General features: G+C 61.4%; 15 protein-coding genes. 5 read left to right on the top strand and 10 right to left on the bottom strand.

Annotation, left to right across the window (positions count from 1 at the left end):
- Positions 1-24 precede the first annotated feature (24 nt).
- The 4 genes from pdxA to DVJ77_RS04815 all read left to right on the top strand — a co-directional run bounded on the left by pdxA (position 25) and on the right by DVJ77_RS04815 (position 3,219).
- The gene (pdxA, locus tag DVJ77_RS04830) at positions 25-1,011 is read left to right on the top strand and encodes a 4-hydroxythreonine-4-phosphate dehydrogenase PdxA (RefSeq protein WP_114844355.1); all 987 of its coding nucleotides are present in this window, start codon (positions 25-27) and stop codon (positions 1,009-1,011) included.
- 78 nt (positions 1,012-1,089) lie between these two features.
- A complete protein-coding gene (gene rsmA, locus DVJ77_RS04825; protein WP_114844354.1) occupies positions 1,090-1,872 on the top strand; it encodes a 16S rRNA (adenine(1518)-N(6)/adenine(1519)-N(6))-dimethyltransferase RsmA in 783 nt (260 codons plus the stop codon).
- A gap of 98 nt (positions 1,873-1,970) precedes the next feature.
- Complete coding sequence (gene apaG / locus DVJ77_RS04820; protein WP_114844353.1) at positions 1,971-2,354, top strand: Co2+/Mg2+ efflux protein ApaG; 384 nt, start codon at positions 1,971-1,973, stop codon at positions 2,352-2,354.
- 13 nt (positions 2,355-2,367) lie between these two features.
- Complete coding sequence (locus tag DVJ77_RS04815; protein ID WP_114844352.1) at positions 2,368-3,219, top strand: symmetrical bis(5'-nucleosyl)-tetraphosphatase; 852 nt, start codon at positions 2,368-2,370, stop codon at positions 3,217-3,219.
- 66 nt (positions 3,220-3,285) lie between these two features.
- Here DVJ77_RS04815 and secA read toward each other — a convergent pair whose 3' ends face one another.
- Both secA and DVJ77_RS04805 read right to left on the bottom strand, forming a co-directional pair.
- A complete protein-coding gene (gene secA / locus DVJ77_RS04810; protein WP_114844351.1) occupies positions 3,286-6,018 on the bottom strand; it encodes a preprotein translocase subunit SecA in 2,733 nt (910 codons plus the stop codon).
- A gap of 243 nt (positions 6,019-6,261) precedes the next feature.
- Positions 6,262-7,191, bottom strand: coding sequence for a M23 family metallopeptidase (locus DVJ77_RS04805; RefSeq protein ID WP_114844350.1), 930 nt, complete (start codon positions 7,189-7,191; stop codon positions 6,262-6,264).
- 29 nt (positions 7,192-7,220) lie between these two features.
- Between DVJ77_RS04805 and DVJ77_RS04800 the strand changes: the two genes are divergently transcribed.
- Entirely contained in the window at positions 7,221-7,703 is a 483-nt protein-coding gene (locus DVJ77_RS04800) for a DciA family protein (RefSeq protein WP_114844717.1), read from the top strand.
- Between the two features lie 217 nt (positions 7,704-7,920).
- Here the strand turns inward: DVJ77_RS04800 and DVJ77_RS04795 are convergent, their stop codons facing one another.
- The 8 genes from DVJ77_RS04795 to murG all read right to left on the bottom strand — a co-directional run bounded on the left by DVJ77_RS04795 (position 7,921) and on the right by murG (position 16,649).
- A complete protein-coding gene (locus tag DVJ77_RS04795) occupies positions 7,921-8,361 on the bottom strand; it encodes a hypothetical protein (protein WP_114844349.1) in 441 nt (146 codons plus the stop codon).
- A 77-nt stretch (positions 8,362-8,438) separates the two neighbouring features.
- A complete protein-coding gene (gene lpxC / locus DVJ77_RS04790) occupies positions 8,439-9,353 on the bottom strand; it encodes a UDP-3-O-acyl-N-acetylglucosamine deacetylase (protein WP_114844348.1) in 915 nt (304 codons plus the stop codon).
- Between the two features lie 460 nt (positions 9,354-9,813).
- The gene (gene ftsZ, locus DVJ77_RS04785) at positions 9,814-11,001 is read right to left on the bottom strand and encodes a cell division protein FtsZ (protein WP_114844347.1); all 1,188 of its coding nucleotides are present in this window, start codon (positions 10,999-11,001) and stop codon (positions 9,814-9,816) included.
- 141 nt (positions 11,002-11,142) lie between these two features.
- A complete protein-coding gene (ftsA, locus tag DVJ77_RS04780) occupies positions 11,143-12,375 on the bottom strand; it encodes a cell division protein FtsA (RefSeq protein WP_114844346.1) in 1,233 nt (410 codons plus the stop codon).
- On the bottom strand, positions 12,372-13,112 hold the full coding sequence (locus tag DVJ77_RS04775) for a cell division protein FtsQ/DivIB (protein WP_114844345.1): 741 nt from the start codon (positions 13,110-13,112) through the stop codon (positions 12,372-12,374). The genes ftsA and DVJ77_RS04775 overlap by 4 nt, the downstream gene beginning before the upstream one ends.
- Complete coding sequence (locus tag DVJ77_RS04770; protein ID WP_225427819.1) at positions 13,109-14,128, bottom strand: D-alanine--D-alanine ligase; 1,020 nt, start codon at positions 14,126-14,128, stop codon at positions 13,109-13,111. The genes DVJ77_RS04775 and DVJ77_RS04770 overlap by 4 nt, the downstream gene beginning before the upstream one ends.
- Positions 14,125-15,564, bottom strand: a complete 1,440-nt coding sequence (gene murC, locus DVJ77_RS04765) for a UDP-N-acetylmuramate--L-alanine ligase (RefSeq protein WP_114844344.1) — start codon at positions 15,562-15,564, stop codon at positions 14,125-14,127. The genes DVJ77_RS04770 and murC overlap by 4 nt, the downstream gene beginning before the upstream one ends.
- Positions 15,561-16,649: an undecaprenyldiphospho-muramoylpentapeptide beta-N-acetylglucosaminyltransferase gene (gene murG, locus DVJ77_RS04760; protein ID WP_114844343.1), complete on the bottom strand. Its 1,089-nt coding sequence runs from the start codon at positions 16,647-16,649 to the stop codon at positions 15,561-15,563. The genes murC and murG overlap by 4 nt, the downstream gene beginning before the upstream one ends.
- Position 16,650 lies beyond the last annotated feature (1 nt).

The following is a 16,650-nucleotide window of genomic DNA, read 5'->3' as shown; positions in this document are numbered from 1 at the left end:
AAAGCAACGCCTCAGACAACGGCGTTGGGCGCCAGCGCCCTACCCCGGCTCGCCGTTACTGCAGGCGAGCCGGCTGGCATCGGCCCCGAACTGTTGATCCGATTGGCCGCCACTCCGCTGGCGGCCAATTTCGTTGCGATAACCGATCGCACACTGTTACAGCGCGCCGCGACACGTTGCGGATTGTCGATCGAGCTGATCGATGACGATGGCGGCGCTTTGTACGAGCGCCGGCCAGGCACCCTGCGCCTACGACATGTGCCGTTGGCGATGGAAGAGATTCCCGGCCAACCCGATCCACGCAATGCGCACCATGTTCTCGCGACCCTGGCCGAAGCCGCCGATGGCTGCATGGGTGGCCGCTATGACGCCATCGTCACCGCGCCGCTGCAGAAATCCTCGATCAACGAGGCAGGTATCCGTTTCAGCGGCCATACCGAATTTTTCGCCGAACGTGCCCACGCCGACGTGGTGATGATGCTGGCCAGCCCGCAGCTACGGGTTGCTCTGGCCACTACGCATTTGCCTTTGGCGGCCGTTCCCGCCGCGATCACCCACGAGTCGCTGACCCGCACGCTGCGTATCGTGCACGCCGAATTGCGGGCCAAGTTCAGCCTGCTGCAGCCACGCATCGCCGTACTGGGCCTTAACCCGCATGCCGGTGAAGGCGGGCATCTCGGCCGTGAGGAGATCGATACTGTCATTCCGGTGCTCGACGCCTTGCGCAGCGAAGGCATGCAACTGATCGGCCCGCTGCCCGCAGATACCGCTTTTGTACCCGCACAGCGCGAACGTTACGACGCCGTGCTTGCGATGTATCACGATCAAGCCTTGCCTGTGCTGAAAAGCGAAGCCTTCGACCGCACGGTAAACCTCACCCTCGGCCTGCCCTTTATCCGCACCTCGGTCGATCACGGCACCGCGCTGGACCTGGCCGGCAGCGGACGCGGCGACCCGGCCAGCCTGATTGCCGCAGCAACCATGGCCATGGAACTGGTGGCGCACCTATAACTTGTGGCGCACAGCGCCGCCCATCCCCTTTCCCTTCGGGGAAAAGGGCCGGGGCCTACCTCACCGGAACACATTCGAATGAACGCCCGTCCCAAAAAAAGCTTCGGCCAACATTTTCTGCACGATAAGCGCTACATCGAGCGCATCGTCAGCGCGATCTCGCCACGCCCGAATGATTTCGTCGTGGAGATCGGCCCCGGCGAGGGCGCATTGACCTGGCCGCTACTCACAGCGGCCGGCAAACTCACCGCCATCGAATTGGATACCGATCTGATTCCCGGCCTGACGGCGCACGCCGCCGAAGTAGGTGAACTGAACATCATTCAGGCCGACGTGCTCAAGGTCGATTTCACCGCGCTGGCTCATCGTCACGGCGTGGCGCGGCTACGCATCGCCGGCAACCTGCCTTATTACATCTCCAGCCCGATCCTGTTTCATTGTGTCGAGCATGCGGCTGCGATTGAAGACATGCACTTTATGTTGCAGAAAGAAGTCGTCGACCGCATGGCCGCGGAACCCGGCAGCAAAGTGTATGGACGTCTATCGGTGATGCTGCAGCTAGCTTGCCGGGTAGAGCCGCTGTTCTACGTGCCGCCGGGTGCATTCCGGCCGCCGCCGAAAGTGGATTCGGCCGTGGTGCGGTTGATACCGCTACCGCCCGAGCAGTTGCCCGATGCCGACCCGGAGCGCCTGTATGCGATCGTCAAAGCGGCGTTCGCGCAACGACGCAAAACGCTCAGCAATGCGCTGAAACAATTGCTGGACAGCGACGCGATCCGCAGCGCCGACGTCGACCCCAAAGCCCGCGCGGAAACCTTGGCGCCAGCCGACTTCGTACGCCTGGCAAAACTGCCGGTTTAAGCGCGCAGCCGTTGGGCCATACGGCTTTTCGCTCCATTCGCTACCTTCTATAAACACGGGTTTGCCCCTTGCATCGCGGCAACCCGTACAATCGCGCCATGACCGAAAAATCTTCCTACACGATCGGCGTGCAGGTCGAAACTCGTTTCGTCTCCGACCAGTCCAAGCCTGCCGACGATCGTTACGTGTTCGCCTACACCATCACCTTGCGCAACAACGGTGACGTACCTGCGCGTCTGATTACCCGCCACTGGGTCATCACCGACGCCAACGGCAAGGTCGAGGAGGTCCGCGGCGAAGGTGTCGTCGGCGAGCAACCGTGGATGCGTCCGGGCGACGACTATCAGTACACCTCCGGCGCGGTGCTGGAAACCGCCGTGGGCACCATGTACGGCAGCTATCACATGCTGGCTGACGACGGCACCCATTTCGACGCGCCGATTCCACCATTCACCCTTTCCATTCCGCGTACCTTGCACTGATGGTACGGCGCTGATGGCTACGTATGCGATCGGCGATCTGCAGGGCTGCTATCCCGAACTGCAACGCTTACTCGACAAAATCCGTTTCGATCCTGCTCAGGATCGTTTGTGGTTTTGCGGCGATCTGGTCAACCGCGGCGGCCAGTCGCTGGACACCTTGCGCCTGATCCACAGCCTGCGCGAGCAAGCGGTGGTGACCCTGGGCAACCACGACCTCAGCCTGCTGGCTATTGCCCAGCGCCGGCCCGAGGCGCAGTCCAAGGTAAACCCCGAATTGCGCGAGGTGCTGTTTGCCGAAGATGCACCGGTGTTGTTCGAATGGTTGCGCAATCAAAAGCTGCTGCATCATGACGAACGGCTCAACTGGACCATGGTGCACGCAGGCCTGGCGCCATCGTGGACTTTGCGCCAAGCGCAGCGCGCCGCTCAAGAGGTGGAGCGCGAACTATCCAGCCCGCGCCATCCGCGCATTCTGAAAAATTTGTTCGGTAATCGGCCCACCGCATGGTCGAGCCGGCTGCAAGGCATCGACCGCATGCGCGCCTCGATCAACACGCTGACCCGGATGCGCTTTTGCGATATTCACGGCCATATCGACTTTGAGGCAAAGGGTGTGCCCGGCACGCAGAAACCAGGCATGTATCCCTGGTTCGAGGTACCCGGAATGCGCCGGCGCGATACGCGCATCGTCTGCGGTCACTGGTCTGCGCTGGATCGTTTTGCCGGCCTGGGCACTTATGCGATCGATACGGGCTGTGTCTGGGGCGGCAAGCTGACCGCCCTGCAACTGGATAGCGAAGAGCCGCGCTACATCACCGTGGATGCCGAGCCACATCGCAAGCGCCCACCGGGCGGCGGTGATTGAGACCATCGCCTTGTAGGAGCGCACAGACTGCGCTCCTACAAGAACGACGGTGTCAGCTAAACGCGATTAGCTGAGCTGCCCGTGGCAGTATTTGTACTTCTTGCCTGAGCCACATGGGCATGGATCGTTACGGCCCACCTTGGGGCCGTCAGCGTGTTCGGTATGCTGCTTAACCATGCTGCCGACAGCCAATGTCTCGGCATCCGCGCCAAGCGCGCCGATCGGCGCACCGCCGCCGCTGGTCTGCATCTGTTTCTGCAGGCGCTCGGCAACACGCTGCTGCTCAACCTCCATCGCCGCAACTTCTTCTTCGCTGCGAACGCGGACGCGCGCAAGCATTTGCACCACTTCGATCTTGATGCGGTCGAGCATGCTGGAGAACAGTTCGAACGACTCGCGCTTGAACTCCTGCTTGGGCTGCTTCTGCGCATAGCCGCGCAGATAAATGCCCTGGCGCAGATAGTCCATGCTCGCCAGATGCTCTTTCCAGGCATTGTCGACCACGCTCAGCATGATGTGCTTTTCAAGCTGGCGCATGGTGTCGCTGCCGATCCGCTCCTCTTTGCTCTTGAAGAGGTCATCGGAGGCTTCGCGCACATGCGCAAGCAGTATCGCGGCATCCATCTCGTGCTGCTGTTCGATCCAATGCTTGAGGTTCAGCGTGAGGCCGAACTCGCTCTCCAGTTCGCGATCGAGGCCGGCGATATCCCACTGCTCGTCAATGCTTTCAGGCGCCACATGGCGATAGACCAGCTTGGTCACCACATCGTCGCGAATATCGGTAATGGTCTCGGAGACGTCGTCGACTTCGAGCAATTCGTCACGCTGGCGATAAATCACCTTGCGCTGATCGTTGGCGACGTCATCGAACTCAAGCAGGTGTTTACGGATATCGAAGTTATGCTGCTCGACCTTGCGCTGCGCCTTTTCGATCTGCCGGCTTATCATGCGATCTTCCAGCGCATCGTCTTCTTTCATGCCGAAGCGCTTCATCCAGCGCACCAGGCCTTCGCCGCCGAAAATGCGCAGCAGATTGTCTTGCAGCGACAGGTAGAAACGCGACGAGCCCGGATCGCCCTGGCGACCGGAGCGGCCACGCAACTGGTTGTCGATACGGCGAGATTCGTGCCGCTCGGTACCGATGATGTGCAAGCCGCCCGCGGCCAACACCTGATTGTGCCGCTTTTGCCAATCGTCGCGCACGCGCTTGCGATCGGACTCGCTGGCGCCTTCGGGGAGTGCATGCAGGGCCGCTTCCAGACTGCCGCCAAGCACGATGTCGGTACCGCGGCCGGCCATGTTGGTAGCGATCGTCACCGAGCCAGGCGCGCCGGCCTGAGCCACGATGTGCGCTTCGCGCTCGTGCTGTTTCGCATTAAGCACTTCGTGCTTGATCTTGGCCTTGTCCAGCAGGGTGGACAGCAGCTCGGACACCTCGATCGAGGTAGTACCGACCAGCACCGGCTGACCGCGCTTGTGGCAGTCCTTGATGTCCTCGACCACCGCCTTGTACTTAACCTCCTGCGCGAGGAAGACCATGTCGGAGTTGTCTTTGCGGATCATCGGCTTGTGCGTGGGGATGACCACCACTTCAAGGCCATAGATCTGCTGAAACTCGTAGGCTTCGGTGTCGGCCGTACCGGTCATGCCGGCCAGTTTCTTGTACATGCGGAACAGGTTCTGGAACGTTACCGTTGCCAGAGTCTGGTTCTCGCGCTGAATCGGCACACCTTCTTTGGCCTCGACCGCCTGATGCAGGCCGTCAGACCAGCGGCGACCCGGCAGGGTGCGGCCGGTAAATTCGTCGACGATGATGACCTCGCCGTCGCGCACGATGTAATCCACATCGCGCTGATAGATCGCATTGGCGCGCAAGGCCGCGTTGAGGTGATGCACCACCGCCAGATTCTTGGAATCGTACAGGCCGCTGTCCTGCTCGATCACGCCGGCCTGACGCAGCAATTCGTCGGCGTGCGACATGCCCTCTTCGGACAAATGCACCTGCTTTTGCTTTTCATCGACCCAGTAATCGCCGCCGCCGTCTTCTTTCTCTTGCCGGATCATTTTCGGCACGATCTTGTTTACCGCGATGTATAGCTGCGGCGAATCCTCGGCGGGACCGGAGATAATCAGCGGAGTGCGCGCTTCATCGATCAGGATCGAGTCCACCTCGTCGACGATGGCGTAATGCAGGCCGCGCTGGCAGCGCTGATCCTTGGACAAAGCCATGTTGTCGCGTAGATAGTCGAAACCGAATTCGTTGTTGGTGCCGTAGGTAATGTCCGAAGCATAGGCCCCGTGTTTATCGGCATGGTCCATACCTGGCCACACCACACCTACCGACAGGCCGAGAAAGTTGTAGAGCTGCCCCATTTGCGCGGAATCGCGGCGCGCCAGGTAGTCGTTCACGGTAACCACGTGTACGCCCTTGCCTTCGAGGGCGTTGAGGTACACCGACAGCGTGCCGACCAGGGTCTTGCCTTCACCCGTGCGCATTTCAGCGATACGGCCAGAATGCAGCACCATGCCGCCGATCATCTGCACGTCGTAGGGGCGCATGCCAAGCACGCGCTTGGCGCCCTCGCGTACCACGGCAAAAGCCTCTGGCAGCAACTTGTCGAGCGACTCGCCGGCGGCGACACGCTGCTTGAACTCGTCGGTTTTGCCTCGTAATGCCGCATCACTCAGCGCTTCAAACTCCGGCTCAAGTGCGTTGATACGCGTAACCGATTTGGAAAGCTGGCGCAGCACGCGTTCGTTGCGGCTACCAAAGAGGCTTGTCATGACGCGATTGAACATCGATCTTCCGGATCTGGAGACAAAAACGACCCTCCAGGTAAGCCTGGGCGGGGCGAAAGGGATGATGATACTAGGGTCAGCCGGCTATCCCAAACGCTGATGGATCCCCTTCAGGCGATCCATACGTTATCGGCCATGCCTACTCGATACGCCTGACTCACCATACCGACGGGTCAGGAGTGGCGACAGACGGCGAATCTTTCAAGGGCAACGCCACCGCCCCTGTCGACTAGCAAGACTGACTCAACGGTGATTGCGCACGTATACCAGCGGATTCACCACCCGGCCGTTGTACCAGACCTCGAAATGCACATGCGAACCGGTGGAGCGGCCAGTGGAGCCCGCCTTGGCGATGACATCGCCGACGCGAACGCGCTGGCCCGGCTTCACGATCAGGGCACTGTTATGGGCATAGCGCGTCATATAGCCGTTGCCATGATCGATCTCGATCACATCGCCGTAACCGTTGCGGATGCCGGAGTAGGTCACCATGCCTTCGGCCACCGCACTGACCGGAGTACCGGTCGGCACAGAGATATCGATACCAGTGTGGGTCGCGCTGTGACCGCTGAACGGGTCCGGACGACCACCAAAATAGGAAGATATATAGCCCTGTACGGGCATGCCGGTCGGCTTGAGATTGGATTCGATCTTGGCATCCAGCAACAGGCTTTGCAGCGCGGAGAGCTGCGCCTGCTGGCTATCGAACTGGGCGGCGAGCTGGTCGATGCCGGTATCTAACGTCTGTGGCAGGGCATAGGGCTCGTCAGAACTATCTTCTACGCCACCGACCGCCGGCTGCTCGCCGAAATTGAACTCGCCATCGTCGAGTTTGCCGACCTGGGCCAGTCGCTCACCCAGCGCATTGAGGCGGGTCGACTGCGCTTGTAATTGCCCCAGCTTGATCGCCAACGCATCGATATCGCGCTGGGCATCTTTACGCATGGCGCCGAGCTGACCGCTCTGCTGGCCCACTTGTTTATTCAACTGCTCGATCTCGGCCAGGGCCCGGTCACGCGGACTGGCCAAAGCCATGGCAACGGTCGCACCCAAGCCAGCACAGCTCAGAACCGCTGCCGCCGCTATGCCGATCAAGCGGTAGCGCAAGCGCCGATCCGCTAGATCCAGAGTTTTCGGCACCTTTTTGGTGCGTGATACCAGTATGATTTGCATGTTTTTCCACGTCGAAGATGTCGGCATCCATGCAGCGCGACATACCCCGCCCCCCTCGCCGCACCGGCACTGGATTGAAATCCATTACCGAATGTGGCCCTGTCGCCGCACTGGCCAAAAAGGCCGGCGAGCTAGAGGCGCTGGATCGCGCACTGCGTCAGACATTGCCGTCACCGCTCCGTGAGCAGGTCAGATTTGCCAACCTGCGCAACGGCCGTCTCATTTTTCTGGCTTCCTCGCCGGCGTGGGCGTCGCGGTTGCGCCTTATGCAGACGCAGATCCTCTCCGCCGCGCACGCCATTGACGTACGCGCCAGTTTTGTCACCGTGAAAGTGGCCCCCCCTCCGCCGACTGCTACCGAGCCGGATCGGTCAAAACCGCTTTCTATCGCCGCAGCCCATCACCTGAAGGCTGCCGCGGCGTCCATCACAGACCCTGAATTACAGAAACTGTTCCTTGAACTGGCAGCGGTTGCGGGTGCCCCTGACGCCGGCTCCAACGACTCCACCTGATACTTTTCCGGCCCTCCAGCCGGCTCGCCTTACCTTGCCGATAGAGCTTGCCCGGAAAGACGAAGCCGGTTTTATACCACGCTCACACCGGCTGGGTAGACCGAAAAATGATTATTACATGAGCAGTAGTCGACAGAATCTAAGAAAGGTCTGATAAAACAAAAGGCTGCGCCTCTCGACGCAACCCCTTGTTAGTTTTATGTAATTTGCCGAGTGCTCAATGTGGCGTTTTGAGCTGATCCAGATAGTCGGTGAGAAAATGCTCGGGACTCCCCTGCTCGGACAGCTCCGTTTGATAGGAGACATGACGCGCTCTGGCCTCGCCCGGAAGATAAAGCTCACCGCCGCCTTCACCATCAAGAATCAAGGCGACGAATTTCTCACCCTTGATGGTGAGTGAGTAGCGCGGCTGCTCGCGCACCGTCTCCATGACCATCTTCTGGATCTTCATATTCCAGTCGTGATCGACGCCACCGACCTGCACAAGGGCCTCGTTGGCCGCACGCGGCCCAACACGCAATACCCAAACCTTTAAGCCCTCGCTGCCGCTGTAGGCCCTTACTTGCGGTCCGACCTCAGGACGGGTGGCCTGGGCATGTAGAACGCCGGCTGCGGCAACCAGCAGACATAACGACAAAACGCGCAACATCGCTTTCATAGGTGTCTCCTTATCCTTGGAAAACCAAAGCCCCGATTTCTCGGGGCTTTAGGAGTAGACCGTTCCCGCAATCGTGCTTAGATCGCTTGAGCCGGATGTGCGTAGGAGATCGGCGAAGTGGCCGGATCATCCTGGTAGCTGACTTCTTCCCAGGCGCTGGCATCGGCCATCAGGGTTCGCAGCAGCTTGTTGTTCAACTCATGGCCTGACTTGTGCGCGTAATAGGCACCGATCAGGCTGTGACCGAGCAGGTAAAGATCACCGATCGCGTCGAGGATCTTGTGCTTGACGAACTCGTCTTCGTAGCGAAGACCGTCTTCGTTGAGCACACGGTAATCGTCCAGCACCACGGCGTTGTCCATCGATCCGCCGAGCGCGAGGTTATGTTCGCGCAGCATTTCGATGTCGCGCATGAAACCAAAGGTACGCGCGCGGCTCACTTCCTTGACGAAGGAGGTGGTGGAGAAGTCGATCTCGGCACGCGAAGTGCGCTTGCTGATGATCGGGTGATTGAATTCGATCGAGAAGCCAACCTTGAAGCCTTCAAACGGCTCAAAACTGGCCCACTTGTCGCCTTCCTGCACCTTGATCGGCTTTTTGATGCGGATAAAGCGTTTGGCAACCGTCTGCTCTTCGATGCCGGCCGACTGCAGCAGGAATACGAAGGGACCGGCGCTGCCGTCCATGATCGGCACTTCGGGTGCCGACAGGTCTACATAAGCGTTATCGATGCCGAGTCCGGCCATCGCCGAGAGCAAATGCTCCACGGTCGATACGCGTACATCGCCGTTGACCAAGGTCGTCGACAGGCGAGTGTCACCCACATTGTGGGGACGCGCGGGGATATCCACGGGCGGATTGAGATCGGTACGGCGGAACACGATGCCGGTGTTCGGTGCAGCCGGGCGTAACGTCATGTACACCTTATCGCCGGTATGCAGACCGACTCCGGTGGCACGAATGATGTTCTTGAGCGTACGCTGCTTAATCATTTTTTTGGTACCTACTAAACAGGGGCAGCAGCCAACAGGGGTCGAATGCTAACACAGTCTTAACCTGTGACAAAAGCAAACCGTACCGTACAGTCTGTTCGCGCTTTCATGCTCTCTTTATCCATGAATGAGATTCACTACCTGCACCAACAGGGGAAATCCTCAATTCCATCAATGGATTATCGGAGTCGACTCGACGTCCCGCACCGTGACGGGAGTCCGGCACGGGACATCGGAATAGTCAGGTATCCGCCCCCGACCTATCGTGCGCCATCTCCAAGCGCACAGTCTTATGACATTCAAACCTACAACGAACGCCCGAAACTGTGTCAGCGATGCCTTACCCAAACCGCAGTTAGCGGCATGGTCACGGGCGGGGTCGCGAGACCCCATTCCCGGCACGATTTGTTACTGACAAGTCAATCTGACGTTTTGTTCACTTTTTTCTACGTTTTTTTTCTCAATCGGCCTGACGACGCAAAAAGGCCGGGATATCCAGGTAGTCGAAACTTGGATCGGCGCTCTTGGCCGGGGCGGTGTTTTCGACACGGGTGGTGTGGCTGACAACGTCCGGCTGGGCGTAATCGACCACTTCGTTGCCGGTGCCAGTACGCAGCACGACCGGACGCGGGCGCTGACGCATCTCGACCTGCTGAGTTGCCGTGGAACGAACCGGCTGACGCGTAGCCACGGCGCGGTTGAGGCCGGTGGCCACCACGGTAACGCGCACGTCGTCCTGCATTTCCGGGTCGAGCGAGGTACCGATCACCACCGTGGCGTCTTCGCTGGCGAAGTCGTGAATCACCCGACCGATCTCGTCGAATTCACGCATGGTCAGGTTGGGACCGGCAGTGACGTTGACCAGGATGCCGCAAGCACCATTGAGGTTGACGTCTTCCAACAGCGGGTTCTTGATTGCCGCCTCGGCCGCAGCCTGGGCACGATCATCGCCACGGGCGGTACCCGAGCCCATCATAGCCAGGCCCATTTCGGACATCACGGTGCGCACGTCGGCAAAGTCGACGTTGATAAGGCCCGGCGCGGTAATCAGGTCCGCGATACCCTGCACGGCGCCTTGCAGCACGTCGTTGGCGGCCTTGAACGCATTCAACAAAGTCACTTCGCGGCCGAGTACCGAGAGCAGCTTTTCGTTCGGCACGGTAATCAGCGAGTCGACATGCTGGGAAAGGTCCTCAATACCCTTCAGCGCGACCTGCATGCGACGACGACCCTCGAACGGGAACGGCTTGGTAACCACCGCTACCGTGAGGATGCCCTTTTCTTTGGCCAACTGCGCCACCACCGGTGCCGCACCGGTGCCGGTACCGCCGCCCATGCCGGCGGTGATGAACACCATGTCGGCGCCCTCGAGCATTTCCTCGATACGCTCGCGATCCTCCAGCGCGGCCTGACGGCCGACCTCTGGATTGGCGCCTGCGCCGAGACCCTTGGTGACATTGCCACCCAATTGCAGATGGGTGCGCGAGCCACAGCTTTTCATCGCCTGCGAATCAGTATTGGCCACGATGAACTCAACGCCTTCGATATTGGCATTGAGCATGTGCGCCACGGCATTACCGCCGCCGCCGCCCACACCGATGACCTTGATGACTGCATTCGGTGCCAGTTTTTCGATCAGTTCAAACATTTCCCGTCCTCCGTAGAGTTTTCATTGTCGTTGTAACTGCGGAGCCGACTCCTGTCGGTCCGTAGTGGTGGGCTGGGTCCTTGTGCCCGTGACGACGCGTCATGCGCCGCCAAAAACCGTATCTATGTCTAAAGCTCTTGCTCAAAAATTCTTGGTAAACCAGCCGCGTAGTTTTTCCAGCATGCCGCCCACGCTGCCGCCCACCGGCCCGCTCGACCGCATGCCGCCGGCGCGCGCGCCATGCAACAGCAGGCCTACGCCGGTGGAATGCAGGGGACTGGAAACCACCTCGCCGAGACCGCTGACGTGCTGCGGCACGCCGATGCGCACCATCTTGTGGAAGATCTCTTCGGCCAATTCCAGGGTGCCCTCCATACGCGAGGCACCACCGGTCAGCACGATGCCGGCCGCCACCAGGCTTTCGTAGCCGGAGCGGCGCAGTTCGTCCTGCACCATTTCGAAAATTTCCTCGTACCGTGCCTGCACGCTCTGGGCGAGCGACTGCCGCGCCAGGCGGCGTGGCGGTCGATCGCCCACGCTGGGTACCTGGATGGTTTCTTCGGCGTGCGCCAATTGGGCCAGCGCGCAGGCGTACTTGATCTTGATTTCCTCGGCATGCGCGGTCGGCGTATGCACGCCATAGGCGATATCGTTGGTCACCTGATCGCCGCCCACTGGCAGCGACTTGGTGTAACGGATCGAGCCCTGGGTATAGATCGCGATATCGGTGGTGCCGGCGCCGATGTCGACCAGGCACACACCCAGCTCGCGCTCATCGTCGGTGAGTACCGACTTGGCGCTGGCCAGGGCCGATGGCACCAGCTCATCCACCGTAAGACCACAACGCTGGATGCATTTGCTGATGTTCTGCACCGCGGCAGCCGCGCCGGTCACCAGATGCACGCTGGCCTCCAGCCGCACACCGCTCATGCCGACCGGTGAACGGATACCGTCTTGGCCATCGATGCGATACTCCTGCGACTCCTTATAGAGGACCTTGCGATCGGCCGGGATCGCCACCGCGCTGGCAGCCTCCAGCACCTGATCCAAATCGCCCGGCGTGACTTCGCGATCACGGATAGCCGCGGTGCCGTGCGAGTTTTTGGTTTCCAGGTGACTGCCGGAGATGGACGCGTAGACCGAGCGGATATCGCAACCGGCCATCAGTTCGGCCTCTTCCACCGCGCGCTGGATCGAGTGCACGGTCGATTCAATGTCCACCACCGAACCGCGCTTCATGCCGCGCGACACGTGAGTGCCGATGCCGATCACCTCGATCGGTTCGCCGGGCTCGTACTCGCCCACGATCGCCACCACTTTGGAGGTGCCGATGTCGAGTCCGACCACTAGCTGTTTATCGTTCTTGGGTCTCATGTGCGGGGCGAGCCTCCAGCGTTGACTGCGGCTGGCGCTTGCGGCGGCCATCGCACGGCGAATCCATTGGTATAGCGAAGATCGGCGTAGGCAAAGCCAGCGCTGTGGCCGGCCATCAGTTGCGGATAAACATCCAGAAACCGGCGCAGACGACGGCCGGCCTGCTCGCGATCGCCAATAGCGATCTGCGCACCGGTATCGGTGGTCAGGCTCCAGCTACCACGCTCGGTGAGGGTGGCGCCGGCGATCTTGATACGTGTATTGGCGAAGGCCTTTTGGGTCTCGGCGTAAAAACTGACCACTTCAGCCAAGCGTGCGTCCGGGCCGCGCAGATCTGGCAAGCCCAACGAGACATCGGCGCCGGGCGCATCGAACACCATGCCCTGGCGGCTAATCAGCTTGTTGCCGTTCCATTGTGCAAACGGCTGCCGTTCGCGAATGCGCAACAGCAAGGTATCGGGCCAGCGCTTACGCGCCTCCACCGATTCCACCCATGGCAGCGCGGCCACGGCTTTTTGCACGCCGTCCAGATCCAGCGCAAAGAAACCCTTGCCGAGGCGCGGCACTACGGCGGCGCGAACCTGCTCCGCATCGACGTGCTTGAACTCGGCCTGCACCGTCAACTGAGTCACCGGCCAGCGATCGGCCGCAAACCAACCGCTCAGCACACCGGCGATCGGCAGCACCACCAGAGCGATGGCCAGACACCAGGCAACGAGGCGGATGGCTCCTTTCACTCAGCACCCCCGGCGGAATCACGCGCATGGGAAAGCGGAAAGTGCGCGTCGGTGACACGTTCGAAGCTCGTCTCAAGCACCCGCCAGCACAGGGTTTCGTAGTCGATACCCGAGGCGGCGGCAGCTTTTGGCACCAACGAGTGCGAGGTCATGCCCGGCGCCGTGTTCACTTCCAGCAGCCAGTTGCGGCCTTGGCGATCGCGCATGACGTCGACGCGACCCCAGCCGGAGCAGGCCAGCGCGTCGAAAGCCGTCAAAGCCAGCTCGCGCATCTCCTGCTCGGCAGCACCACTGAGACCCGGGCAGATGTACTGCGTGTCTTCGGCAATGTACTTGGCGTTGTAGTCGTAGTACTCGCCCTTGGGCACGATCTTGATGGTGGGCAGTACCTCGCGGTCGAGAATACCGACGGTGTACTCGCCGCCCTCGGTCGCGCTGCCCTCGATCAGGGTTTCCATCAGCAAGTCGCCGGGATACTTGTGCGCCAATGCCACCGCGGCATCCAGATCCTTCTCGTCGAATACCCGAGTGATGCCGACGCTGGAACCCTCCCAAGCCGGCTTCACAATCAGCGGAAAGCCTATTTCGCGCGCGGCGGCATGCACGTCCGCACCTCGCGGCAACGCCTTGAAGCGTGGCGTCGGCAGACCCAGCGACAACCACACCTGTTTCGCGCGGATCTTGTCCAGCGACAGCGCCGAACCGAGCACGCCCGATCCGGTGAACGGCACGCGCAACGACTGCAGCGCGCCCTGCAGCTCGCCGTTCTCGCCGCCGCCGCCGTGCAAAATATTGAACACGCGAGCGAAGTGGCCCGCACGCACCGCATCGAGCAGGGCCGGGATACCGTCGATCGCATGGGCATCGACGCCACGCGCCTTCAGCGCAGCCAGCACATTGCGACCGGAATCCAGCGACACCTCGCGCTCGGCCGAGCTACCGCCCATCACCACGGCGACACGGCCGAACAGGGCGGGATCGCCAATCTTGCTCGCAACGGTCTTGCTGATACTCATTTACTCGTCCTCAAATGACCGGCCTGGGCCAGCTCAACCGCTATCGCGCCGATGTCGCCGGCGCCCAGCAGCAGCAACAGATCGCCGTCGCGCATAAGCGCCGGCAAGGTGTCGGCGAATTCGCGCGGATGATCGACCAGCACCGGATCGACCTTGCCGCGCGCACGCACCGCGCGCGCCAGCGCACGACCGTCGGCGCCGGCAATCGGCGTCTCGCCGGCCGCATAGACTTCGGCCAGCACCAGTACATCGGCTTCGGCGAGCACGTTGGCAAAGTCATCCAGCAGATCGCGGGTGCGGCTATAGCGATGCGGCTGGAAGGCGACCACCAGGCGACGCTCGGGCCAGCCGCCACGCGCTGCAGCGAATACCGCGGCGAGTTCGCGCGGGTGATGACCGTAGTCGTCAACCAGCAGTGCCGTGCCGTGATCGAGCGCGATCTCGCCACGCCGATGGAAACGGCGGCCGACACCCTGGAAATGCTCAAGCGCACGCGCAATCGCTTCGGCTTCCACACCCAACTGCCAACCAATGCTGGCGGCAGCCAAGGCGTTGAGCACGTTATGCCGGCCTGGCAAGTTCAGCTTGACCGGCAGCGCTTCAGCGCGACCGGGCAAGTGCAGGTCGAAGTGCATCTCAAAGCCATGCTGTACCAGGTTCACGGCGCGCACATCGGCATCGACGGTGTCGATGCCATAAGTCATTACGCGGCGTGTCGTGGTCTTCGCCAGCTCGACCACTTCCGGGTCGTCCACGCACAGCACCGCCAGACCGTAGAACGGCAGGCGATGCAAGAAATCGGCGAAGGCTTTCTTTACCTGAGCGAAATCGCCACCGTAATTTTCCAGGTGATCGGCGTCGATATTGGTGATGACTGCCAACACCGGCGACAGCAGCAAGAAGGAGCCATCGGACTCGTCCGCTTCGGCGACCAGATACTGGCCGGTGCCAAGACGCGCATTGGCGCCAGCCGCATTGAGCTGACCGCCAATCACGAATGTCGGATCGTAGTTCGCTTCGGCCAGCACGCTGGCGGCCAAGCTGGTGGTCGTGGTCTTGCCATGCGTACCGGCGATGGCGATGCCGCGGCGGAAGCGCATCAGTTCGCCCAGCATCTCCGCGCGCGGCACTACCGGGATACGCGCGGCGCGTGCGGCAACCAGCTCAGGATTGTCCTGATGGATCGCGCTGGAGGTAACCACCACATCCGCGTCGCCGATATGTTCAGCCGCATGCCCCACGTGCACCACGATGCCCAACTGCTGCAAACGCTGCGCCGTCGGCGAGTTGGCGCGATCCGAACCGGACACGGCATAACCCAGGTTATGCAGCACCTCGGCGATACCGCTCATGCCCACGCCGCCGATGCCGATGAAATGCACGCGGCGGAACGTGGTCATCAGATCTTCGTGCGCATGCAGGCGACGCGGCGTCATGCGACCACCTCCATACAGGCGCGGGCGATCACCTCGGTCGCATCGGGTTTAGCCAGCGTACGCGCGGCCCCGGCCATCGCGATCAGCTTGCTGCGGTTTCCTAGCAGGGCTTGAAGCCGCTGCGCTAAAACCTGTATGTCCAGTCCATCCCCGTTCACTTTTGATTCCTGCATCAGTTCAGCCGCGCCGGCAGCCACGACGGCCTCGGCATTGCGGGTTTGGTGGTCATCCACCGCTTGCGGAAACGGCACCAGCACCGCACCCAGGCCCGCCGCGGTAAGTTCCGCCACAGTCAGCGCACCCGCCCGGCACACGGCCAGATCGGCCCAGGCATAGCTGCCGGCCATGTCATCGATAAAGGGCACAATCTGCGCCTCGACACCGGCTTTGGCGTACGCCTCACGAGCCTCGTCGACGCCACGGCTACCGCATTGATGCAGTACTTCGGGACGTTGCGCGATCGGCAACTGCGCCAGCGCTTGCGGCAACGCGAGATTCAAGGCGCGCGCGCCCAAGCTGCCACCCAACACCAGCAAACGCGCCGAGCCGGTGCGCTCGGCCATGCGCTGTGCCGGTGGCGATATGGCTGCAATCGTGGCGCGCACGGGGTTACCGACCCACTGCGCACCCGGCAAAGTATTGTCGAAACCTTCCAGCACACGGCGTGCGAAGCCGGCGAGTTTGCGATTGGTATAGCCGGCCACGCGGTTCTGCTCATGCACCAGCAGCGGGCAGCCGATGAACCGCGCAGCGACACCGCCCGGCCCGGCCACATAGCCGCCCATCGATAGCACGCTACGCGGTTTGACCCGGCGCAAAACCGCCCACGATGCAAACAGCGCACGCACCAGCATCAGCGGTGCCAGCAAGCGCGTCTTCAAACCTTTACCGCGCAAACCACCGACCGGCACGGTAAACAGCTCGATGCCATGCGCCGGTACCACGCGTGTCTCCATACCGCCGACCGCGCCCAGCCACACCACCGGCACACCTTGTGCGCGCAGCGCGTCGGCCACGGCAAGGCCGGGGAAAATATGGCCGCCGGTGCCACCAGCCATGATGAGTACGGGTGCCTGTCTGGTCATC

Origin of the sequence: Dyella tabacisoli, assembly GCF_003350925.1 — a bacterium.
Taxonomy (GTDB): domain Bacteria; phylum Pseudomonadota; class Gammaproteobacteria; order Xanthomonadales; family Rhodanobacteraceae; genus Dyella_C; species Dyella_C tabacisoli.
The sequence above is the reverse complement of the archived record's forward strand: the minus strand, read 5'-3'. Positions and strand labels throughout refer to the sequence as shown.